This is a genomic window from Aeromonas sp. 600948, from assembly GCF_049174875.1.
GTDB lineage: Bacteria > Pseudomonadota > Gammaproteobacteria > Enterobacterales > Aeromonadaceae > Aeromonas > Aeromonas veronii_A.
The window spans coordinates 85,212-105,503 of sequence record NZ_JAAKTY010000005.1; the positions used below are offsets into that span (position 1 = coordinate 85,212).

The 20,292-nt window shown below is 57.7% G+C and carries 22 protein-coding genes; 16 read left to right on the plus strand and 6 right to left on the minus strand.

The window, feature by feature from the left end:
- Positions 1-23 precede the first annotated feature (23 nt).
- Both G5182_RS05980 and G5182_RS05985 read left to right on the plus strand, forming a co-directional pair.
- Positions 24-1,058 (plus strand): ABC transporter ATP-binding protein, encoded by a 1,035-nt coding sequence (locus G5182_RS05980; RefSeq protein WP_227341899.1) that lies wholly within the window; start codon positions 24-26, stop codon positions 1,056-1,058.
- A 103-nt stretch (positions 1,059-1,161) separates the two neighbouring features.
- Complete coding sequence (locus G5182_RS05985) at positions 1,162-2,067, plus strand: Dyp-type peroxidase (protein WP_201990763.1); 906 nt, start codon at positions 1,162-1,164, stop codon at positions 2,065-2,067.
- A 90-nt stretch (positions 2,068-2,157) separates the two neighbouring features.
- Here the strand turns inward: G5182_RS05985 and argR are convergent, their stop codons facing one another.
- The gene (gene argR / locus G5182_RS05990) at positions 2,158-2,628 is read right to left on the minus strand and encodes a transcriptional regulator ArgR (RefSeq protein ID WP_005340378.1); all 471 of its coding nucleotides are present in this window, start codon (positions 2,626-2,628) and stop codon (positions 2,158-2,160) included.
- A 201-nt stretch (positions 2,629-2,829) separates the two neighbouring features.
- Between argR and G5182_RS05995 the strand changes: the two genes are divergently transcribed.
- From G5182_RS05995 to G5182_RS06020, 6 genes are all read left to right on the plus strand, one after another.
- Positions 2,830-3,570: an ATP-binding cassette domain-containing protein gene (locus G5182_RS05995; protein ID WP_227341900.1), complete on the plus strand. Its 741-nt coding sequence runs from the start codon at positions 2,830-2,832 to the stop codon at positions 3,568-3,570.
- Positions 3,571-3,594: 24 nt separating this feature from the next.
- Positions 3,595-4,332, plus strand: a complete 738-nt coding sequence (locus tag G5182_RS06000) for a transporter substrate-binding domain-containing protein (protein ID WP_227341901.1) — start codon at positions 3,595-3,597, stop codon at positions 4,330-4,332.
- A gap of 3 nt (positions 4,333-4,335) precedes the next feature.
- The gene (artQ, locus tag G5182_RS06005) at positions 4,336-4,986 is read left to right on the plus strand and encodes an arginine ABC transporter permease ArtQ (RefSeq protein WP_043826111.1); all 651 of its coding nucleotides are present in this window, start codon (positions 4,336-4,338) and stop codon (positions 4,984-4,986) included.
- Positions 4,987-4,989: 3 nt separating this feature from the next.
- Entirely contained in the window at positions 4,990-5,652 is a 663-nt protein-coding gene (gene artM, locus G5182_RS06010) for an arginine ABC transporter permease ArtM (RefSeq protein ID WP_005348902.1), read from the plus strand.
- 221 nt (positions 5,653-5,873) lie between these two features.
- Positions 5,874-6,809: a malate dehydrogenase gene (gene mdh / locus G5182_RS06015; protein WP_005340384.1), complete on the plus strand. Its 936-nt coding sequence runs from the start codon at positions 5,874-5,876 to the stop codon at positions 6,807-6,809.
- Positions 6,810-7,204: 395 nt separating this feature from the next.
- A complete protein-coding gene (locus G5182_RS06020; protein ID WP_227342978.1) occupies positions 7,205-7,789 on the plus strand; it encodes a tetratricopeptide repeat protein in 585 nt (194 codons plus the stop codon).
- 99 nt (positions 7,790-7,888) lie between these two features.
- Here G5182_RS06020 and hmpA read toward each other — a convergent pair whose 3' ends face one another.
- Positions 7,889-9,082, minus strand: a complete 1,194-nt coding sequence (gene hmpA / locus G5182_RS06025; protein ID WP_421254255.1) for an NO-inducible flavohemoprotein — start codon at positions 9,080-9,082, stop codon at positions 7,889-7,891.
- Positions 9,083-9,193: 111 nt separating this feature from the next.
- Between hmpA and G5182_RS06030 the strand changes: the two genes are divergently transcribed.
- Positions 9,194-9,664, plus strand: coding sequence for an Rrf2 family transcriptional regulator (locus G5182_RS06030; RefSeq protein ID WP_005340388.1), 471 nt, complete (start codon positions 9,194-9,196; stop codon positions 9,662-9,664).
- A gap of 40 nt (positions 9,665-9,704) precedes the next feature.
- On the opposite strand, the gene G5182_RS06035 is transcribed toward G5182_RS06030, so the two are convergent.
- Both G5182_RS06035 and G5182_RS06040 read right to left on the minus strand, forming a co-directional pair.
- Positions 9,705-10,985, minus strand: coding sequence for an HlyC/CorC family transporter (locus tag G5182_RS06035; RefSeq protein ID WP_005348906.1), 1,281 nt, complete (start codon positions 10,983-10,985; stop codon positions 9,705-9,707).
- A 42-nt stretch (positions 10,986-11,027) separates the two neighbouring features.
- Positions 11,028-11,819 carry a cytochrome C assembly family protein gene (locus tag G5182_RS06040; protein WP_227341902.1) on the minus strand — a complete coding sequence of 264 codons (792 nt, stop codon included), beginning with the start codon at positions 11,817-11,819 and terminating at the stop codon, positions 11,028-11,030.
- 205 nt (positions 11,820-12,024) lie between these two features.
- On the opposite strand from G5182_RS06040, the gene ffh reads away from it, so the two are divergent.
- From ffh to rplS, 5 genes are all read left to right on the plus strand, one after another.
- On the plus strand, positions 12,025-13,401 hold the full coding sequence (gene ffh / locus G5182_RS06045) for a signal recognition particle protein (RefSeq protein ID WP_005341384.1): 1,377 nt from the start codon (positions 12,025-12,027) through the stop codon (positions 13,399-13,401).
- 182 nt (positions 13,402-13,583) lie between these two features.
- Complete coding sequence (gene rpsP, locus G5182_RS06050) at positions 13,584-13,832, plus strand: 30S ribosomal protein S16 (protein ID WP_216952849.1); 249 nt, start codon at positions 13,584-13,586, stop codon at positions 13,830-13,832.
- A gap of 24 nt (positions 13,833-13,856) precedes the next feature.
- Positions 13,857-14,378, plus strand: a complete 522-nt coding sequence (gene rimM, locus G5182_RS06055; protein WP_005340394.1) for a ribosome maturation factor RimM — start codon at positions 13,857-13,859, stop codon at positions 14,376-14,378.
- Between the two features lie 34 nt (positions 14,379-14,412).
- Positions 14,413-15,162, plus strand: a complete 750-nt coding sequence (gene trmD / locus G5182_RS06060) for a tRNA (guanosine(37)-N1)-methyltransferase TrmD (RefSeq protein ID WP_005308699.1) — start codon at positions 14,413-14,415, stop codon at positions 15,160-15,162.
- Positions 15,163-15,194: 32 nt separating this feature from the next.
- Positions 15,195-15,542: a 50S ribosomal protein L19 gene (rplS, locus tag G5182_RS06065; RefSeq protein WP_005308701.1), complete on the plus strand. Its 348-nt coding sequence runs from the start codon at positions 15,195-15,197 to the stop codon at positions 15,540-15,542.
- A 101-nt stretch (positions 15,543-15,643) separates the two neighbouring features.
- Here rplS and G5182_RS06070 read toward each other — a convergent pair whose 3' ends face one another.
- Entirely contained in the window at positions 15,644-15,967 is a 324-nt protein-coding gene (locus G5182_RS06070) for an isoamylase early set domain-containing protein (RefSeq protein WP_227341903.1), read from the minus strand.
- An 80-nt stretch (positions 15,968-16,047) separates the two neighbouring features.
- On the minus strand, positions 16,048-16,722 hold the full coding sequence (mutH, locus tag G5182_RS06075; RefSeq protein ID WP_227341904.1) for a DNA mismatch repair endonuclease MutH: 675 nt from the start codon (positions 16,720-16,722) through the stop codon (positions 16,048-16,050).
- A gap of 733 nt (positions 16,723-17,455) precedes the next feature.
- Between mutH and rppH the strand changes: the two genes are divergently transcribed.
- Together rppH and ptsP are read left to right on the plus strand one after the other, a co-directional pair.
- On the plus strand, positions 17,456-17,983 hold the full coding sequence (gene rppH / locus G5182_RS06080; protein ID WP_005340421.1) for an RNA pyrophosphohydrolase: 528 nt from the start codon (positions 17,456-17,458) through the stop codon (positions 17,981-17,983).
- Positions 17,984-17,997: 14 nt separating this feature from the next.
- The gene (gene ptsP, locus G5182_RS06085) at positions 17,998-20,277 is read left to right on the plus strand and encodes a phosphoenolpyruvate--protein phosphotransferase (protein ID WP_005340422.1); all 2,280 of its coding nucleotides are present in this window, start codon (positions 17,998-18,000) and stop codon (positions 20,275-20,277) included.
- Positions 20,278-20,292 lie beyond the last annotated feature (15 nt).

A 20,292-nucleotide genomic window follows, 5' to 3' on the forward strand; every position in this document is an offset into this window, starting at 1 on the left:
CCAGAAACGAGAGGAAGTCAGCCTTGTCCTGTTTGCAGGTTGAAAATGTCAGCTGCCGTTACAACGGCCGCAATGTGCTGGAACAGCTCTCCCTGACGGTGGCAGACAACGAGATCGTCTGCCTGCTGGGAGCCAGTGGCTGCGGCAAAACCACGCTGCTCAAGGCCATCGCCGGGCTGCTGCCGCTGGCCGATGGCTCGATTCGCCTCGGCGATACCCTGCTCGACGGGCCGGGTGCCAGCGTGCCGCCCGAGGCGCGCAACATCGGCATGATCTTTCAGGATTACGCCCTCTTCCCCCACCTGACGGTGGCCGACAACGTCGGTTTCGGTCTGACCAAATTCGATCGCCGCGCCCGCCAGCAGCAGGTTGACGAGGCGTTGGCGCTGGTCAATCTGCAGGGGCTGGGGGATCGTTATCCGCACCAGCTCTCCGGCGGCCAGCAGCAGCGGGTGGCCATCGCCCGGGCGCTGGTGTGCAAGCCACGGCTGATGCTGCTGGATGAGCCCTTCTCCAACATCGATACCCAGGTGCGGATGAAGTTGATCCTCGAGATCCGCGCCCTGCTCAAGCAGCAGGGGATCGGCGCTATCTTCGTCAGCCACAGCAAGGAAGAGGCGTTCGCCTTCGCCGATCGGCTGGCGCTGTTTCGCGCTGGTCACATCGAACAGGTGGGCCAGCCGGAGCAGCTCTATCGCCGTCCGCAAAACCGCTTCGTGGCGGAGTTTCTCGGTGGGGTCAACTATCTGGCTGCCGAGGTGGTGGACAGCCACTGCGTGCAGACGGCGCTCGGGGTCATTTGTGGCAGTGAGCCTCATGGCCGGGCGGTGGGTGAGCAGTTGCAGCTGATGCTCCGCCCCCAGCAACTGCTGCTGGAGAGCGCCGCAGATGGCGAGCTTAAGGTGGTGGAGCAGCAGTTCCTCGGTCACCACTGCCGGGTGCTGTTCGAGTGTGGCGATCTGCAACTGGAGGCGAGCATTGGCGAGCCCCTTGATGGGATACGGGCACGGATCAAGGTTGCCCCCCATGGGTTGGTGTTATTTGCCCCTTTGCCCTGAACGCGTGATATCGTCGTGAAATCAAAGAACTGGATCCACTCTGGTTTATAATCGCGCAACGCAAATAGCCCGTAACGCTAACGCCTATTCAGGGGAGAGATATATGAAAGCCCAAGCCGGGATCTGCGCAGAGCCGAATCTGCACGCCCTCTATCTGATGTTCAATCGTACCGGCGATGCCGCCGAACTGGTCGGCCGTCTGGCCAAACTGCCCGCCCTGTGGCAGGCGGTCGCCGCCGATTTCCCTGATGCCGGTTTCAGCGGTCTGGTTGCTGTTGGCGCCGACGCTTGGGATGGTCTCTACCCTGCCGCCCGTCCACCCCAGTTCCGCAGCTTTATGGCGCAATCCGCCAATGGTCAGGAAGCGCCCAACACCCCGTTTGATCTCTTTATCCAGCTGCGCGCCGATCGGGTGGATGTGCTGCACCACGCAGGTCACCGTGTGATGGCACTGCTGGCCGGACTGGTCGAGCTGGCCGAAGAGGTGCGCGGTTTCCGCAACCTGGATTGCCGTGACCTGACCGGTTTCGTCGATGGCACCGAGAACCCGCAGGATGAGCACCGTGCCGAAGTGGCGCTGGTGGCGGAAGGCGAGTTTGCCGGTGGCTCCTACATTCATGTCCAGCGCTGGGTCCATGCCATGAGCGACTGGGAGAAGCTGGCGCAAAAAGAGCAGGAAGACATTATCGGTCGCACCAAGCCCGATAACATCGAGTATGAGTCTGCCGCCAAACCGCTGACCGCCCACATCAAGCGGGTCAATCTCAAGACTCCGAAGGGAGAGTCCATGGAGATCCTGCGCCAGAGCATGCCCTGGGGCACCATGACCGAGCAGGGGCTCTACTTCATCTCCTGCTGCCGCACTCCTCAGCACTTCAACGCCATGCTGGCCAGCATGTACAAGGGGGAGGGCAGCCACTTCGACCACCTGCTGCGCTTTACCAAGGCGGTGACCGGCGCGGCTTTCTTCGCCCCATCGGAAGGTTTTTTGATGGCGCAGGGCAAATAAGCCCGCCTGACGAAGACTCAGAAAACAAAAATCCCGGCCTTGGCCGGGATTTTTCGTTCTGGCGTGACCGCTATGACGCGGTAGCGGCCATTACGGAGTCTGTTCGAACAGCTCGAGGGCGGAGAGGTAGAGCTCTTCGATATCGGTGTCGCTGGTCGGGGTGATGAAGATGGTGTCATCACCGGCGATGGTGCCGAGGATCCCCTCTGCCTTGCCGAGGGAGTCGAGCAGGCGGGCGATCAGCTGGGCTGCACCCGGGCTGGTGTGGATCACCACCAGTGCGCCGTTGTGATCGACGTCCAGTACCAGATTCTTGAGCGGGCTGGAGGTGGTGGGCACGCCCAGTTCCACCGGCAGGCAGTAGACCATCTCCATCTTGGCGTTGCGAGTGCGAACGGCGCCGAAGCGGCTCAGCATGCGCGATACCTTGGACTGGTTGATGTTCTCGAAGCCCAGCTCTTGCAGGGCGGTGACGATTTCTGCCTGGGAGCCAAAGCGCTCTTCTTTCAGCAAGGCTTTAAAGGCCTTGGCCAGTTTTTCTTGCTTGTCGTTGTGTTTCATCTTGGTCTCACGAATGAGGAGGTGTGGCGGCCTGCGCGATACAGGCGGCAGATACGAACAGCGGGGCCATTTTGCATTCATATGCCGTTTTTTGCAAGGAAGCGGCGCTTGTTCTGCATATTGATTCAAAAATGGCTTGCATCAACCTTTATTAGGGATAGAATCGGGATGAAATTTTGAAAACTTATTCAATTGGGCTGTATGGGTATTGAATTAATAGGTATCGAGAAGTCTTGGCACAAGGTGCCGGTTCTGCAACAGGTCAGCTTTCGGACATCCCCCGGTGAAACCTTGGTGTTGCTGGGCCCGAGCGGTGCTGGCAAGAGTTCCCTGCTACGGATGATGAATCTGCTGGATACCCCGGATGCGGGTGTTCTGCGGATTGGCGAAAGTGAATTTTCTTTCCCGAACTCCCTCTCTGCTGCCGAATTCAACCGCCAGTCCCAACTGCTGCGCCGCAAGGTGGGCATGGTGTTCCAGCAGTACAATCTCTGGCCACATCTCACTGTGATGGAGAATCTGATTGAAGCGCCGGTCAAGGTGCTCGGCATGAGCAAGGAGGCCGCCATCGAGAAGGGGGCCTACCTGCTGTCCCAGCTGCAACTGGCCGACAAGCGCGATGCCTGGCCTGCCCGTCTCTCTGGCGGTCAGCAGCAGCGGGTGGCCATTGCCCGTACCCTGATGATGGACCCGGAAGTGCTGCTGTTTGACGAGCCGACTGCAGCCCTCGATCCCGAGATCACCAAGGAGGTGGCCGAGATCATCCGCAACCTGAGCCAGACCGGCATTACCCAGGTGGTGGTGACCCACGAGGTCGACTTTGCCCGCAAGGTGGCCAGTCAGGTGATCTATCTGGAGAAGGGGCGGATCATCGAATCCGGCACCGCCGCCATTTTCCAATCCCCGCAAACCAGCCGGTTTGCCGAATTCTTGATGCATTGATATTGAATCGATAAGGAAGCTGTCATGAAAAAGAGTCTGTTGTTGGTTGCTGCCATGGGCCTGTTGAGTACCTCCGTCATGGCCAAAGAGATCAAGTTCGCCACCGAGGCCACCTACGCACCGTTCGAATACCTGGATGACAAGAACGAGTTTCAGGGTTTTGACATCGATCTGGCGCGCGCCATCTGCGAGCAGGCCAAGCTGGAGTGCAGCTTCCATAACCAGGCCTTTGACAGCCTGATCCCCAGCCTCAAATTCCGTCGCTATGATGCCGCCATTGCCGCCATGGACGTGACCCCGGAGCGCTCCGCTCAGGTCGATTTCTCCGACATCTATTACGAGAACTCGGCAGTATTCGTCGCCAAGAAAGGGGCCTTCAAGGGGCCGGAAGAGATGGTCGACAAGACAGTCGGTGTGCAGAACGGTACCTCTCACCAGTCCTATCTGGTGGATAACTGGGTGAGCAAGGGTCTGCTGACCGTGCCGTACGCCAGCTACCAGAGCGCCTTCCTCGACATGATGAATGGCCGTACCGACGGTGTGTTTGCTGATACCGCTGTCGCAGCCGACTGGCTGAAGCAGCACAAGGAGTATGCGGTGGTGGGTGCACCGGTGACCGATGCCAAGTACTTCGGTACCGGCTTTGGCATCGCGGTCGCCAAGGGCAATCAGGCGCTGCTGACCCAGCTGAACAAGGGGCTGGCCGAGATCAAGGCCAACGGCACCTATCAGAAAATCTTCGACAAATACTTCGCGCAGTAAGCCATGTTGAGCCTGTTGTTGGATGCAGCCTGGATGACCCTCGGGCTGGCCTTGGCATCACTGGTCGGGGGCATGGTATTGGCACTGGCGTTCAGTGCCGCCGAGCTCAGCAAGCAGCGTGCATTGGTGTGGCCAGTGGCCACCCTGACCACGCTGATCCGTGGCCTGCCCGAGTTGCTGGTGGTGCTGTTCATCTACTTCGGCTCGACCCAGGTGTTGTTCCTCATCACTGGCGAGTATGTGGAGTTCAGCCCGTTCGCCTGTGGCGTGCTGGCGCTCTCCCTGCTGTTCGCCAGCTATGCGACCCAGACCCTGCGGGCGGCGCTCAATGCGGTGCCTTCAGGTCAACGGTTGGCGGCGCTGGCGTTGGGGTTGAGCAAGAGCCACATCTTCTTTCGCATCGTGTTGCCGCAGGCGTGGCGTCATGCCCTGCCGGGCCTCGGCAACCAGTGGCTGGTGTTGCTGAAAGATACCGCGCTGGTGTCGCTTATCGGGGTCAACGAGATGATGCGTCAGGCCCAGATGGCCTCGGCCAGTACCTATGAGCCGTTCACCTGGTATGCCGCCGCCGCCCTCATCTATCTGGCCATCAGTCTGGTGAGTGAATATGGCCTCGGGCTGGCTGCCCGCTACACCCGCCGCTACGGAGGCTGACTGATGCAAGAGTATCTCGTTACGTTGCTGGGCGGTCTGGTCACCACGCTGGAGCTGACCCTGTTCAGCCTGCTGCTGGGGATTGTGTTGGCAGCCCTGATGACCTGGGTGTTGGAGCTGCGCCTGCCGGTGGCGACCCAGCTGGTGCAGCTGTGGGTGCTGCTCTTTACCGGCACGCCGCTGCTCATTCAGATCTTCCTGATTTACTACGGGCCGGGTCAGTTTGAGTGGCTGAAAGCCAGCCCGCTCTGGCCGCTGCTCAAGCAGCCCTGGTTCTGCGCCGTGCTGGCGCTGGGCCTCAACACGGCGGCCTACTCCACCCGGTTGTTCAAGGGGGCGCTCGATGCCATCCCGGCTGGTGAGGTGGAGGCGTGTCGTGCGCTTGGCTTTAACGGCCGCCAGACCTTGTGGATGAAGGTGCGCCATGCCGCCCGTCATCTGGTGCCTGCCTACTCCAACGAGGTGATCCTGGTGCTCAAGGGGAGCTCCCTCGCCAGTACCATCACCATCATGGACATCATGGGGCTGGCGCAGGGGTTGAACGCCCAGACCTACGATACCCTGGCGGTGTTCGGGGTGGCTGGCGGGCTTTATCTGGCGATGAACGGATTGTTAACAATTGGTTTTCGCTGGTGTGAAAAACGGGCGCTGGCATTCCAATCCTGAGACCCTCAGATCTACCTCTTTATGGTAAGGAGAAGTGCAGAAAAACTGTGCTTCTCCTCCAACTTTTTGTATTTCCCTCCAATTTTTGCTCCCGCATGTTTCGTGGCTCACAGAACCCGTGACTGCAACTGTTATCAGATTGTTTTTTATGGGGGGATCCATTAAGGTTGGGCGCACAACAACAAACAACCTTAAACCTACGCTTAAACATGGAGTTGATCATGAAAGTTGCCGTTCTGGGTGCCGCTGGTGGCATCGGTCAAGCCCTCGCTCTGCTGTTGAAAAACCGTCTGCCGGCTGGCTCCGAGCTGAGCCTGTATGACATCGCCCCGGTTACTCCGGGTGTGGCCGTTGACCTCAGTCATATTCCTACCGACGTCGCCATCAAGGGCTTCTGCGGTGAAGATCCGACTCCTGCGCTGGTTGGGGCCGATGTGGTGCTGATCTCCGCCGGTGTGGCACGCAAGCCGGGGATGGATCGCTCCGACCTGTTCAATATCAACGCCGGTATCGTCAAGAATCTGGTCGAGAAGTGCGCGGCCACTTGCCCGAAAGCACTGATCGGCATCATCACCAACCCGGTCAACACCACCGTTGCCATCGCCGCCGAAGTGCTGAAGAAAGCCGGTGTCTATGACAAGCGTCGCCTGTTCGGTGTCACCACCCTGGACGTGATCCGCGCCGAGACCTTCGTGGCCGCTGCCAAAGGGTTGAACATCGACAAGGTACGCGTCAACGTGATCGGTGGTCACAGTGGCGTCACCATCCTGCCGCTGCTCTCCCAGATTGAAGGCGCTTCCTTCACCGCTGAAGAAGTGGCAGCCATGACCAAGCGCATCCAGAATGCCGGTACCGAAGTGGTGGAAGCCAAAGCCGGTGGCGGTTCTGCGACCCTCTCCATGGGTCAGGCGGCTTGCCGTTTCGGTCTCTCCCTCATCAAGGGTCTGCAGGGCGAAGCCAACGTTGTTGAGTGCGCCTACGTTGAAGGCAACGGCGAGCACGCCACCTTCTTCGCACAGCCGGTACTGCTGGGCAAGAATGGCGTCGAAACCGTACTGGATTACGGCAAGCTGAGCGCGTTCGAGCAGGAAGCGATGGAAGGCATGCTGGCTACCCTGAAAGCCGATATCCAGCTGGGTGTCGATTTCGTCAAGTAAGCGGGTCAACCGTGCCAACAAGGGAGCTTCGGCTCCCTTTTGTATTGATGAGATCCGCCCGGCAGGCTAAGGGGATGGGGCTTGGTGCCGATAACAGAGTGCAGCAGGAGATCCTTATGATGAAACCCCTTACCCTTCTCATTCTTGTCGGTACATTCACCGCGCCCCTCTATGGTGCCGAGGCGGTATCGGCTGCCGTATCGAGCGATGTGCCTGCAGCAAGTGCATCGGCACCGACAGCAAGCAGTGCTGCGGTGTCAACGGCCCCTGTCTCTGCTGCTACGCCAGCGCCCTCTGAGGCAGTCCCCGTCTTGCTCCCGGCCGAGCCGGTCACCCCCGTTGCCAGCAGTGGCGAGGGGGCCGCGCCGCTGCCAAAACCGGTGGAACCTGCTGCTGTGGTGGCGCCTCCCGCACCTCTGGCCGCTGGCGAGTTGCAGGCGGTGCCACTCTATCGTCAGGACGAGTTGCTCAACTGGATTGAGCAGGGGCGTCACCTCACTCAGGTGAAGCAGGATCGCTGTCAGCTGGCTCAGGATATCGAAGCGCGCGCCTCGGTGATGAAGATCCCGGCCTATCAATTCCTCTGGGGGGATATGCTGGCGTGGGGTGTCTGTACCAAATCCAATGCCGAACTCGGGGTGCAATATATGTGGGAGGCGGCCAATCAGGGGTTGGCGCCAGCGCTGGAGCAGCTGGGGCGCTACTACTGGAAAGGAACTTTGGTGCAGAAGGATTTGGTGCGAGCCGAAACTCTGATGCGCGAGGCGGCCAGCCTCGGTTTTCTGCGGGCTCGCATCGAGTGGGTCGAGATGCTGTTGCAGGGGATGGGCAGTCCGCTTGATTATGAGGACGCCTATCGCTGGCTCCATGGCTCCGTCATAGGTGACAAGGCGCTGCACCAGAAGGCGGCGAGTCTGCTCAGCCGTCTTGGCAACCGGATGCCGGCCAACGTGGTGGCCCGCGCCAAGGCGATGCACTGATCCAAAAAAATGACCCACAGATCTGCACCTGTGGGTCCGGTTCCAGCCGCCGTGCCATGACAAGCCGGAACCTCCCTCTGTTATATGGCTGCCTGCGCCTTAGAGATCTTGGTGGGGGCCAAAAACTTCGTAATGGAGCTGCCCGGCTGACACCCCAGCCGCCAGCAGCTGCCGCTTGATCTCTTGCATGAAGCCGACAGGGCCACAGAAGTAGTAGTGGGCCTGCGGCGTGATGCGCTCTTTCACGGCAGTCAGATCCATGGTGCCGGCCAGGTCATAATCTTCACCCTGTACATCGCTGGCCTCCGGCTCCCGATACCAGACCCGGCTCAGCAAGTTGGGATGCTGGCGGGATTTTTGCTGAATATCCTCCCGGAAGGCGTGTACAGCGCCCTGTTCGCAGGCGTGCAGCCAGGTGATCTCGGCCTGATGAGCACTTTCCAGCAGCTGGTTGAGCATGCTCATCATCGGCGTCACGCCGACACCGGCTGAGAGCAGTACCACCGGGGTCTGGCTGTCGGCTTTCAGGTAGAAATCGCCGGTAGGAGGCATCACCTCGATCTTGTCACCCGCCTGCAGGTGATCGTGCAGCAGGTTGGAGACCTGACCCTGCGGCTCACGCTTGACGCTGATGCGGTAATCCTGCCCGTTGGGGGCATCGGAGAGGGAGTACTGGCGGATCTCCTGATATTCCAGCTCGGGGTGAACCAGCTTGATGCTGAGGTATTGGCCCGGTTTGAAGGTCAGTACCGGCTTGCCATCTTCCGGTGCCAGCAGGAAGGAGATGATGAGATCGCTCTCGGCTCGCTTCTCCTTGATGATGAAGGTGCGGGTACCTTGCCAGCCGCCATCCTGACTTGCCTTCTCCTGATAGATCTCCCGCTCGCGGCCGATGAAGATGTCTGCCAGCACGCCATACGCCTTGCCCCATGCCTCCAGCACCTCGTCGGTGACCGCACTTCCGCCCAATTCTTTGAGCGTGGCCAAGAGATGACTACCTACAATGTGATATTGTTCTGGCTGGATCAGGAATCCGGTATGTTTGTGCGCAATCCGCTCGACCGCACCGGCGAGCGCTCCCAGATTGTCGATATTCTTTGCATACGCGGCGACTGCATTGAACAGGGCCAGCGGCTGGCCGCCACTGCGTTGGTGGGCCAGGTTGAAGATATCTTTCAGCTCCGGGTTATGGCTGAACATCCGTTGGTAGAAGTGCTGGGTGAGGGCAGGACCTGCCGATTCGAGCAGCGGAATGGTGCTTTTGATGACGGCAACGGTGGTTTGATCTAGCATAGGGGCCTCGTTCTAATTGAACATATAAAATGTCATTTAATAAGTGGCATCCTAGATGTTTATTTGATTTGAATCAATACTCCACTTTTCGCATCGCGCTAATCAGGTTTTATGAGACTAACCAGTTATACAGATTTCGGATTGAGAGCCCTGCTCTATCTTGCCACCCTGCCGGAAGGGGAGTTGTCGAGCGTTGCCAAGGTATCAGCCCTGTATGGTGTTTCCCGCAACCACATGGTGAAGGTGGTCAATCAGCTGGTGAAGCTGGGCTATCTGCAATCCCAGCGGGGCAAGAATGGCGGTATTCGCATGGCTTGCGATCCCGCTACCATCAATATCGGGCAGGTGATAAGGGCGCTGGAAGGCAATCTGGACGGCATTGACTGCGGCTCGCCCGCTTGCCACATCGTCTCTGTCTGTCTGCTCAAGAGTGCGCTGAAAGAGGCGATGGATGCGTTTCTGGCGGTGATGGACAGCTATACGCTGCAAGACCTGCTGGCCAACCGTGACGAGCTGCAACGGGTCTTCGGCGAGTTGATCCCGACGCTGGTGCTGGAGCCGGATGATGAAGATGAGCAATGACTATGAGCAATAGAAAAGGGCTGCCACTGGCAGCCCTTTTTCAATCTTGCGAATCCGATTCCGCCCGGTACGATGCCGGCATAATCCGCGCCATCTTGACCATGTTGTTCTCCACATCGAGGATCTCGATAGGATAACCGGCCAGCCGGATCCCGATGTTGGGCTGGGGGATCTCCTCCAGATATTCGAGGATCAGGCCGTTGAGGGTACGCGGGCCATCGATGGGCAGATGCCAGTTCATCTCCTTGTTCAGCTCACGAATATTGGCTGAGCCTTCGACCAGATAAGAACCATCTGACTGGGGATGGATCTCGTCGCTCGGCGCTGGCGTCATGGAGGTGGTAAAGTCGCCCACGATCTCTTCCAGAATGTCGTCCAGAGTGATTAGCCCCTGAATATCGCCGTATTCGTCGACGATCAGGCCAATTCGCTCCTTGTTGCGTTGGAATTTGGCCAGTTGCACGTTGAGCGGCGTTCCTTCCGGAATGAAGTAGATCTCGTCCACTTCCCGCAACAGGCTCGATTTGTTGAACTGATCCCTGGCTACCAGTCGCAGGGCATCGCGCGCGTGCAAAAAGCCGACAACGTCGTCGATATTGTCGCGATAGAGCAGGATCTTGGTGTGAGCGCAGTGGGCCAGCTGGCGCTGGATGCTCTTCCAGTCATCGTTGATGTCGATGGCGTAGATATCGCTGCGTGGCACCATGATGTCCTCGACCAGCATCTTGTCGAGATCCAGAATGCTCAACAGCATCTCCTGATGACGCTGGGGGATCAGGTTACCCGCCTCATTGACTATGGTGCGCAGCTCCTCGGTGTTGAGGGAGTCATCCTTGTTGGGATTGATCTTCAGCATCTTGAGCAGGCCGCTGGTGATGCCGTTGATCAGCCAGACCAGCGGTGAGAGCGGCACCATCAGCCCCTTGAGGATCCAGGAGGCGGGATAGGCGATCTTCTCCGGAAACATGGCGGCCAGGGTCTTGGGGGTCACTTCACCGAATACCAGTACCACCAAGGTCAGCCCGAAGGTGGCGATGGCGACCCCGAGATCACCAAACAGCCGGATACAGACGATGGTGGCGATGGCGGAGGCGAGGATATTGACCAGATTATTGCCGATCAGGATCAGTCCCAGCAGGCGATCGGGGCGGGCGAGCAGTTGCTCGACGCGACGTGCGGCTTTGTGTTTGGTCTGTGCCAGATGCCGAAGTTTGTAGCGGTTGATGGACATCAGGCCGGTTTCGGCACTGGAGAAAAAGGCGGAAAGAAGGATCAAGATAACGAGAACAATCAGTAATGTACTCGTTGAGATGCTGTCCAAAAAGGGCTCCTGTTGGATGGTATGGCTAAAAGAGTATAGGTGTCAGCTCAACAGCACTTCTTTGACGAAGCGACTGCCAAAATAGGCAAGAGTCAGGATGAAGCTGCCGATCAGACTGAGAGTGATGACTTTACGGCCGCGCCAACCATAGGTGTGATGGCCCCACAACAGCAGCACATAGACACACCAGGCCAGAATGGAGAGTACCGCCTTGTGTGATTTGCCCTGGGCGAACATGTCTTCGAGGAAGAACAGGCCGGAGGCAATGGAGAGTGTCAGCAGGAACAGACCCGCCGAGATGAGCTGGAACAGCCGCTTCTCCACCGTCATCAGTGGCGGCATGGCTGGCAGGTTGCTGATTTTTCGAGATTTAAGCTGCTTGTCCAGACAGGCAAGCTGCAACGCAAACAGGCAGGCGATCATCAATACCGCATAGGCCATCAGGGCTAGGCCGATGTGCAGCAACAGCTGGGGATGGGCCTCCAGATGGGTGATGTAGCGACCCGGGATCAAGGCGCTGGCAGCCAGCAACAGGGCCGAGAAGCTATAGACTACCGGCAGCAGGATCCAGCCGTTGAAGCGACGGGTGACGCAGGTCATGAAGCAACTGATGATCAGGCTCACCAGCGAGGCGACGTTGAGCATGCTCAGGTTTTGACCGGAATGGGTCACCATTACTTCGCTGGCAACAGATGCACCATGGGCTACCAGTGCCAGTCCCACGCAAGCGAACAGGGGGGTGTACCCGACTTGTTTGGCATTGAGCAGCAGGTGCAGTGAGGCGATGATGGCCAGCAGATAAAACGCCAGGGCCAGAACAGAGATCACGATCATAACCAGGTCGTTGTTACACAAGCATTTAGGGATATAAGAGGAGCAGTATACCTTGCACAAGATGTGCTCGCCAGTTGTGCAATGGCCGATCCGCCCATATATAGGGACGAAGCATAGATGAGCGACGGTGCGGTGAATAATCGTCCTCGCGGCTGCTCTGGGTTATAATGCCCCCTATTTATTACGCCAAGAACCGGAATGCGTCATGTTTGAGAATTTGACTGAAAGACTCTCGCGCACCTTGCGCAATGTCAGTGGCCGTGGTCGGCTGACCGAAGAGAACATCAAAGAGACCCTGCGCGAAGTCCGCATGGCGCTGCTTGAGGCGGACGTCGCCCTGCCGGTCGTGCGTGATTTCGTGGCGCGCGTCAAGGAGCGTGCCGTCGGGCAGGAAGTGGCCAAATCCCTGAGCCCGGGTCAGGCATTCATCAAGATAGTGCACGGCGAGCTGGTCACCGTGATGGGGGAGGCCAATGAACAGCTCAATCTGGCTGCCCAGCCGCCCGCCATTATCCTGATGGCCGGTTTGCAGGGGGCCGGTAAGACCACCACGGTCGGCAAACTGGCCAAACTGCTCAAAGAGCGCAACAAGAAGAAGGTGTTGGTGGTCAGTGCCGACGTCTATCGCCCTGCGGCGATCAAACAGCTGGAGACCCTGGCGGGTGACATCGGCGTCGACTTCTTCCCGAGCGATGCAAGCCAGAAGCCGGTTGCCATCGCGACTGCCGCTATCGATCAGGCGCGCAAGAAATTCTATGACGTGGTGATCGTCGATACCGCCGGCCGTCTGCATGTTGATAGCGAAATGATGGCCGAGATCCAGGATCTGCATGCCACCATCAAGCCGGTCGAGACCCTGTTCGTGGTGGATGCCATGACCGGTCAGGATGCCGCCAACACCGCCAAGGCGTTCAACGAAGCGCTGCCGCTCACCGGTGTCATCCTTACCAAGGCGGACGGCGATGCCCGCGGTGGTGCCGCCCTGTCGGTGCGCCACATCACCGGTAAACCGGTCAAGTTCATCGGTATGGGCGAGAAGACCGATGCGCTGGAGCCGTTCCACCCTGATCGCCTCGCCTCTCGCATTCTCGGCATGGGCGATGTGCTCTCTCTGATCGAAGAGGTGGAGCGTAACGTCGATAAAGAGAAAGCGGCCAAGCTGGCCAGCAAGGTCAAGAGCGGTAAAGGCTTCGATCTCGAGGACTTCCGCGAGCAGTTGGCCCAGATGCGCAACATGGGCGGCATGATGGGCATGCTCGACAAGCTGCCGGGCATGTCCGGCCTGCCGGACAACATCAAGGATCAGATGGATGACAAACTCACCGTGCGGATGGAGGCCATCATCAGCTCCATGACGCCGAAAGAGCGTGCCCATCCCGACCTCATCAAGGGCTCTCGCAAGCGTCGCATCGCTGCAGGTTCCGGCATGCAGGTGCAGGACGTGAACAAGCTGCTCAAGCAGTTCACCGAGATGCAGCGTATGATGAAGAAGATGTCCGGCAAGGGCGGCATGCGCAAAATGATGAGCCAGATGAAGAACATGCTGCCACCGGGATTTGGTGGCGGTCGCGGTCCGTTCTGATTATCCGGAGTTAGGTATTGAGCGAGGGTCTGCGAGTTGCAGGCCCTTTTCATTGCAGCCCTGCGCAAAAAATGGCTGGCTTGGTTGCAATTATTACGAATCCAAGTAGAATTATGCGGCTTATTTTAAGCTAGGGTCCGCGTGTTTGCGGGCCTTGTTCATTAGATGTTAATGAGGACGATATGGTAACCATTCGTTTACAACGTGGTGGCGCGAAAAAGCGTCCGTTCTACCAGGTAGTAGTTGCTGACAGCCGTAACGCCCGCGACGGTCGTTTCATCGAGCGCGTTGGTTTCTTCAACCCGGTTGCTTCTGGTCAGGCTGAAAAGCTGAACCTGGACCTGGCTCGTATCGAGCATTGGGTTGCTACTGGTGCCGCTGTTTCTGAGCGCGTTGCCAAGCTGATCAAAGACGCTGCCAAAGCTGCTTAATCAGCCAAACGGTAAGGAGTTAAGGTGGAAAAACCTGTAGTTCTGGGCACCCTGGGGACCGTTTACGGCATCAAGGGCTGGCTTAAAGTGAACTCCTTCACCGATGTTGCCGAAGCGATTTTCGATTACAACCCCTGGCTGATTAATCAGAACGGGGCGTGGCGTGAAATTCGGGTTTCATCCTGGAAACGTCACAACAAGGGTCTGATCTGCAAACTCGATGGTATCGATGTGCGCGAAGATGCCCTGGCATTGACCAATGTCGAGATTGGCGTACCCGCCGATCTGTTGCCTGCGTTGCCTGAAGGTGAGTTCTACTGGCGTGACCTGATTGGTTGCTCCGTGGTGACCACCAAGGGATACGACCTGGGCAAGGTGACCGAATTGATGGAAACCGGCTCCAACGATGTGTTGGTGGTTGAGGCCAATGTAAAAGATGCCTTTGGTGCAAAGGAGCGGTTGATTCCGTTCCTGGAAGAGCAGGTGATCAAGAACATTGATCTGACTGCTCGAACAATCGAAGTTGATTGGGATCCTGGTTTCTAGTTTCCCGCGCTAACACGGGTGCCGGAGGTTTCTTATGTGGATTGGGGTGATTAGCCTCTTCCCTGAAATGTTCCGAGCCATTACCGAGCACGGGGTAACGGGTCGGGCCGTCAAGAGTGGCCTGCTGCAGATTGAGTGCTGGAACCCCCGGGACTTTACCCACGACAAACACCGTACGGTCGATGATCGTCCTTATGGTGGTGGGCCCGGCATGTTAATGATGGTTCAGCCGCTGCGTGACGCGATTCATGCAGCCAAGCAAGCGGCGGGAGACGGGGCGAAAGTCATCTATCTCTCCCCTCAGGGACGCAAGCTGACTCAAGCTGGCGTAACCGAGTTGGCGACGAATCAGAAACTGATTCTGGTAGCCGGTCGATACGAAGGTATCGATGAACGCGTGATACAAACCGAAGTCGACGAAGAGTGGTCTATCGGGGATTACGTGTTAAGTGGTGGCGAGTTGCCTGCCATGACCCTGATCGATGCGGTTTCGCGTCTGGTTCCAGGAGTCTTGGGTGATCAGGCCAGTGCTGAGCAGGACTCCTTTACGGATGGCTTGCTGGATCATCCCCACTACACTCGGCCGGAGGTGTTGGATGGATTGGCGGTGCCCGAGGCGCTGACAAGCGGCAATCACGAAGTGATTCGGCGCTGGCGTCTCAAGCAATCTCTCGGACGAACCTGGCAAAGAAGGCCGGAACTTATTAACAACCTAGCTCTGACTGACGAGCAAGAATCACTTCTTGCCGAGTATGTCCGCGAAGTGCGTGACAGCGTTAAGTAGAGTTTTCAGTTTATCCTAGGTAAGGAAAGACAATGAGCAAGATTATTCAGCAGCTTGAACAAGAGCAAATGCGTACCGACATCCCGGCTTTTGCCCAGGGCGACACCGTACGTGTTCAAGTTCGTGTTAAAGAAGGTGGTAAAGAGCGTCTGCAGGCTTTCGAAGGCATCGTTATTGCCAAGCGTAACCGCGGTCTGCACTCTGCTTTCACCGTTCGCAAGATCTCCAACGGCGAAGGTGTTGAGCGTGTATTCCAGACTCACTCTCCGCTGATCCACAGTGTAGAACTGAAGCGTCGTGGTGATGTTCGCCGTGCCAAACTGTACTACCTGCGCAACCTGTCCGGTAAAGCTGCTCGTATCAAAGAGAAGCTCAACTAATTCGATTCGAATTGGTGTCGGTATGTCGGCTAAAAGCTCGACAGGTAGTGAAAAGGCTCGCCAATGGCGAGCCTTTTTTGTATCCGGAATTCGGTCACTGCTTACTGGCTGACTCGTACCACCGAGTTGTCGCGGCCGTAGGGGCTGGGTACGTAGGCATCGGCTTGCCAGTCATTCTCGTAGAGGGTCTCTCCCTCAGGAGTGATGAACTGGTAGCAATACTCGAAACTCTCCGGCCCGTCGGTCGGCAGATTGAGGGTGGCCTTGAACTCACCGCTCTTCATGCGTTTCAGCTCGACCGGTTGCCACTGGGTGAACTCGCCGATCAGCATCACCTGTTCTGCCCCTGCTGCGGCCTCCTTCTCTACGGCGAAGGTCACCTTGACCTCGGGTTTGGACTTGAGAAACTGCTTGGTAAGTGGCATGACGCCTCCTTGTCTGTGAGTTAAAAATGGATCCTGTCTATTTTTATACCACCATATGACAAAGATGTTGATAAGGCAGATCAAGTCGGCAAGGCAAAATAGCGTTGCAGCAGACTGTGGGTGAAGTCGATCTTGAGATAAAAGCCGCGGGGCAGGGTCATGATGGGTTGACCATCGCGGCCGATGGCGCGAGTCAGCGCTTTGTTGTTGGCTGCCTTGGGGCGCAGTTGCATCACCTGGCCGTGGCGCGCGCTGAGCTGCTCCACCTCTCCCAGCACTATCATATCCATCAGCTCCTCCCAGTCCTGACGCAGCAGCCGATCTTCCTCTTCATTCGGGCTCCACATCAGCGGCATGCCGACCCGTCGCTCGCCAACCGGGATCTCCCGACTGCCTTCCACCGGGATCCAGAGCACCCGGGAGAGCTTGTTGCGCACGTTTGACTCCTCCCAGCGCTGGCCGCTGACGCCGATTAGCGGGGCGACGCAGACGAAGGTGGTTTCCAGCGGTTTGCCTTGAGGATCCACGGGGATCGTCTTGAGTTCGATCCCCAGCTCTGGGAAGTCTTGTTCCGGCTTGCTCCCTGCGCTGGCTCCCAGTTGCAGCTCGATCAACTGACCGACCCACCCCTTGTCACGGCGCAGATCTTTGGGCACTGCGACGCCAGCCTCGGCGGCCAGCTGCGCCAGCGTGAAGCCGGCCATGGCATAGGCGCGGCTCAATAACTCCTGCTCGGATTGGGGATTGCTTGGCATAGTTGGCTCCATCTTGCTCGCCATATTCTAACAGGGGAGGATCCCGAGAAGGATCGTTGTTTTTATAACCGATCCTGAGTGGATAAGATCAAACATGGATAAGTTGAGTGTTATGTGTGCATCATCATGATTTTAAAGGTTTTTGTATGTTTTATCGAGCACGGTTCCTAGCGGTGCTTGAGCTTGAAATAGTTGTCCAAGGGTTTGCTCGCGATGTTACACACAGTTATCCACAGAAATCTTGGATAAGTGGATGAAAGTGGAAGGTATGGCCGATATGTTACAAAAAATTGTGAATCCTCCCCCATTTTTGCCGAGCAAGCAGGGTAGATAATGTGCCGTGCTTGTGGATAATCTGTCCTGGGTGGATCTTTGACCAGTTGAACTTGTTCACAATCAGTCTCAGGGAGCACGCTACCGGAAGAGCATGGATCCAGATCCAGTATTATGCATTTAAGTTATTGTATATAAAGTGATTTTTATATTGTGTGTCGTGTGGTGACATGAATGTCTTCTTTTCACTACTATTGAAAAAGTACTGTATATACCCGTTTGCTAACAGCTTTATGCACAGCCTGGGTGGGCAACTTGGAGGCGCGGATCCTTGGATTTGTTTATAAGTATGTTTGAAATCGAAAGTTATTCATGAAACAGGGGATTCACTCCTTGTTTGCTGCCACGGAGTGAATGTGGAACAATCTCCTTATAGATTCAGCCTTTATAAGGTGATCACGTGATTGATGGCGACGGATTTCGTCCCAATGTCGGTATCGTGATCTGTAACCGTGAAGGACAAGTGTTGTGGGCTAAACGCTATGGGCAGCACTCCTGGCAGTTTCCGCAGGGGGGGGTTGATGATGGTGAAACGCCAGAGCAGGCCATGTATCGAGAGCTGTATGAGGAGATTGGCCTCAAGCCCGAAGATGTGACCATCATGGCCACCAGTCGTAACTGGCTAAAGTACCGTTTACCCAAACGTCTTGTCCGCTGGGACAGTTCACCGGTCTGTATTGGCCAAAAACAAAAATGGTTCTTGTTACAGCTGAATTCGGGCAAGGAGTCGCGGATCCAGTTCGGCTGTCATGGCCATCCCGAATTTGACGACTGGCGTTGGGTCAGCTTCTGGTACCCGGTGCGTCAGGTCGTTTCGTTCAAGCGGGAGGTTTACCGCCGGGTCATGAAAGAGTTTGCCCCGCTGGCGATGCCGGTGCCGGCAGTGCAGGTCAACAAGAAGGATGGGCGGCGCAATCGCGCCCGTTAAGGAGCACAGATTAGTTGTTAACGGAACTGAGACGTATCGTCGAGAGCATGGCCGAGGCCAATACCCTCGAGCAGGCCTTGCAAGCATTGGTGAGCCAGACCCGGCACGCCATGGCAGTGGACTGCTGCTCCGTCTATGTCTCGGAACCCGAGGTGCGCCGCTATCGCCTGGCGGCTACTGACGGCTTGGCCCCGTCCGCAGTCGGCAAGGTGACCCTGCCTTACGAGCAGGGCATCGTCGGTCTGGTGGGTCAGCGGGAAGAGCTGATCAACCTGGCTGATGCCCCCGCGCATCCCAGTTTCAAATTCCTGCCCGATGTGGCCGAAGAGGCGTTCCGCTCTTTCCTCGGCGCTCCCATCATGCATCAGCGTCAGGTGGTCGGCATTCTGGTGGTGCAGCAGAAGGAGAGCCGCCGCTTCGATGAGGGGGAAGAGTCCTTCATGGTCACCCTGGCGGCCCAGCTGGCGGCGCGGATCGCCCAGGCGCAGGCCAAGGGGTGGTTGCAGAAGACCGACTGGAGCAAGCCGCTGCGCGGTATTGCCGGTGCCAGCGGCATCGCCATGGCCAAGGCCTGGGTGTGGCGGCCCCGCAAGGCGCTCTCGTCCATTACCCCGCGCAAGGATGAAGACCATGCCAGCCAGCTGGCGCGGCTGGAGCTGGCGGTTGAGGAGGTGCGCCACGATCTGGAGAGTCTGGCGCTGCGTTTTCGCGAAAGCTACAGCCAGGATTCGGTGGCGATTTTCGATATCTACCTCCATCTGCTGAACGATCCCGGCTATATCAAGCCCATTCGCAACAAGGTGAGCAAGGAGCACTGGACTGCGGTATCTGCGGTCAAGCTGATCAGTGATCGCTTGATCGAGCAGTTCAAAGGGATGAAGGATCCCTACCTGCAGGAGCGCTCCACCGACGTGAAGGATATTGCCCAGCGGCTGATCAGCCGACTGGTGCAGAATGAACCGGAACATATCTCCATCGGCGAGCCGGTGGTGCTGGTTGCCGATGAAGTGACCGCCACCATTCTGGCGGAAGTGCCCCGCGAGTATCTGACCGGGGTGGTCTCACTCAAGGGGGGGACCAACTCCCACGCCGCCATTCTGGCCCGCGCCATGGGGGTCGCCGCCATCATGGGGGTCGATCTGCCCCTCGGCGACATCGGCGGTCGCATGCTGGTTGTCGATGGTTACAGCGGCGATCTCTTCATCGAACCCAATCAGGTGATTCTGACCGAGTATCGTCAGCTGCTGAGCGAAGAGCGGGCGCTCGATACCTTGGTGCGCAGTGTCGACAACTTGCCATCCGAGACGGCCGACGGCACCAAGGTCTCCCTGCTGCTCAACGCCGGTCTCAGTGCCGATACCGAGATCTCCCTCAATCAGCTGGCGGACGGGGTCGGTCTCTATCGCACCGAGATCCCCTTTATGCTGCAGGAGAGTTTCCCCTCAGAGTGGGAGCAGACAGCCCGTTATCGCGGCATTCTGGAGACCTACCGCAACCGGCCGGTCTGCATGCGGACGCTGGATGTGGGCGGCGACAAGCCGTTGCCCTATTTCCCCATCGTCGAGGAAAACCCCTTCCTTGGCTGGCGGGGGATCCGGATCACCCTGGATCACCCCGAACTGTTTCTGGTGCAGCTCAAGGCGATGCTGCGGGCCAGTGAAGGGCTGGACAATCTGGCCATCATGCTGCCGATGATCAGCAGCGTCAGCGAAATCAAAGCCTCCCGTCGTCTGCTGGATCAGGCATGGCGGGAAGTGTCGGAAGAGGCGGCGAGCCGCGATGCAGTGATCCGCTACCCCAGCCTCGGGGTGATGATCGAGGTGCCCTCAGCCCTCTTTATTTTGCCGGAGATGGCGCCGCTCATCGACTTCTGGTCTGTGGGCAGCAATGACCTTACCCAGTACCTGCTGGCGGTGGATCGCAACAATTCCCGGGTTGCCAACATCTATGATGCTTTCCATCCTGCGGTGATCCGCGCCCTGCAACAGCTGGTTGATGCTTCCCACCGCTACCAGAAGCCGGTGTCGGTCTGTGGCGAGCTGGCCGGTGATCCGGTCGGTGTACTGTTGCTGCTTGCCATGGGCTATCGCCGCTTCAGTATGAACACCCACAACATCGCCCGGATCAAGTACGTGCTGCGTCAATCCACCCTGAGCGAGTTGACCGAACTGATGGCCGATGGCCTCAAACATGACAACCCCCACGTACTGCGCGGCCTGTTTGCCCGCTATCTGGAGGAGCATGGTTTGGGCGGTTTGCTGCGAGCCGGTCATAAATCGAAACAGAGTGATTGATAATCATGCCTTGTC

What these genes read in the sequence shown, in the direction of transcription:
- ffh (WP_005341384.1), top strand. Translation starts at nt 12,025, where the DNA reads ATGTTTGAGAATTTGACTGAAAGACTCTCGCGCACCTTGCGCAATGTC.
- mutH (WP_227341904.1), bottom strand. Translation starts at nt 16,722, where the DNA reads ATGCCAAGCAATCCCCAATCCGAGCAGGAGTTATTGAGCCGCGCCTAT.
- artQ (WP_043826111.1), top strand. Translation starts at nt 4,336, where the DNA reads ATGTTGAGCCTGTTGTTGGATGCAGCCTGGATGACCCTCGGGCTGGCC.
- G5182_RS06030 (WP_005340388.1), top strand. Translation starts at nt 9,194, where the DNA reads ATGAGACTAACCAGTTATACAGATTTCGGATTGAGAGCCCTGCTCTAT.
- artM (WP_005348902.1), top strand. Translation starts at nt 4,990, where the DNA reads ATGCAAGAGTATCTCGTTACGTTGCTGGGCGGTCTGGTCACCACGCTG.
- G5182_RS05985 (WP_201990763.1), top strand. Translation starts at nt 1,162, where the DNA reads ATGAAAGCCCAAGCCGGGATCTGCGCAGAGCCGAATCTGCACGCCCTC.
- rplS (WP_005308701.1), top strand. Translation starts at nt 15,195, where the DNA reads ATGAGCAAGATTATTCAGCAGCTTGAACAAGAGCAAATGCGTACCGAC.
- rpsP (WP_216952849.1), top strand. Translation starts at nt 13,584, where the DNA reads ATGGTAACCATTCGTTTACAACGTGGTGGCGCGAAAAAGCGTCCGTTC.
- trmD (WP_005308699.1), top strand. Translation starts at nt 14,413, where the DNA reads ATGTGGATTGGGGTGATTAGCCTCTTCCCTGAAATGTTCCGAGCCATT.
- G5182_RS05995 (WP_227341900.1), top strand. Translation starts at nt 2,830, where the DNA reads ATGGGTATTGAATTAATAGGTATCGAGAAGTCTTGGCACAAGGTGCCG.
- G5182_RS06070 (WP_227341903.1), bottom strand. Translation starts at nt 15,967, where the DNA reads ATGCCACTTACCAAGCAGTTTCTCAAGTCCAAACCCGAGGTCAAGGTG.
- argR (WP_005340378.1), bottom strand. Translation starts at nt 2,628, where the DNA reads ATGAAACACAACGACAAGCAAGAAAAACTGGCCAAGGCCTTTAAAGCC.
- G5182_RS06000 (WP_227341901.1), top strand. Translation starts at nt 3,595, where the DNA reads ATGAAAAAGAGTCTGTTGTTGGTTGCTGCCATGGGCCTGTTGAGTACC.
- G5182_RS06040 (WP_227341902.1), bottom strand. Translation starts at nt 11,819, where the DNA reads ATGATCGTGATCTCTGTTCTGGCCCTGGCGTTTTATCTGCTGGCCATC.
- mdh (WP_005340384.1), top strand. Translation starts at nt 5,874, where the DNA reads ATGAAAGTTGCCGTTCTGGGTGCCGCTGGTGGCATCGGTCAAGCCCTC.
- hmpA (WP_421254255.1), bottom strand. Translation starts at nt 9,082, where the DNA reads ATGCTAGATCAAACCACCGTTGCCGTCATCAAAAGCACCATTCCGCTG.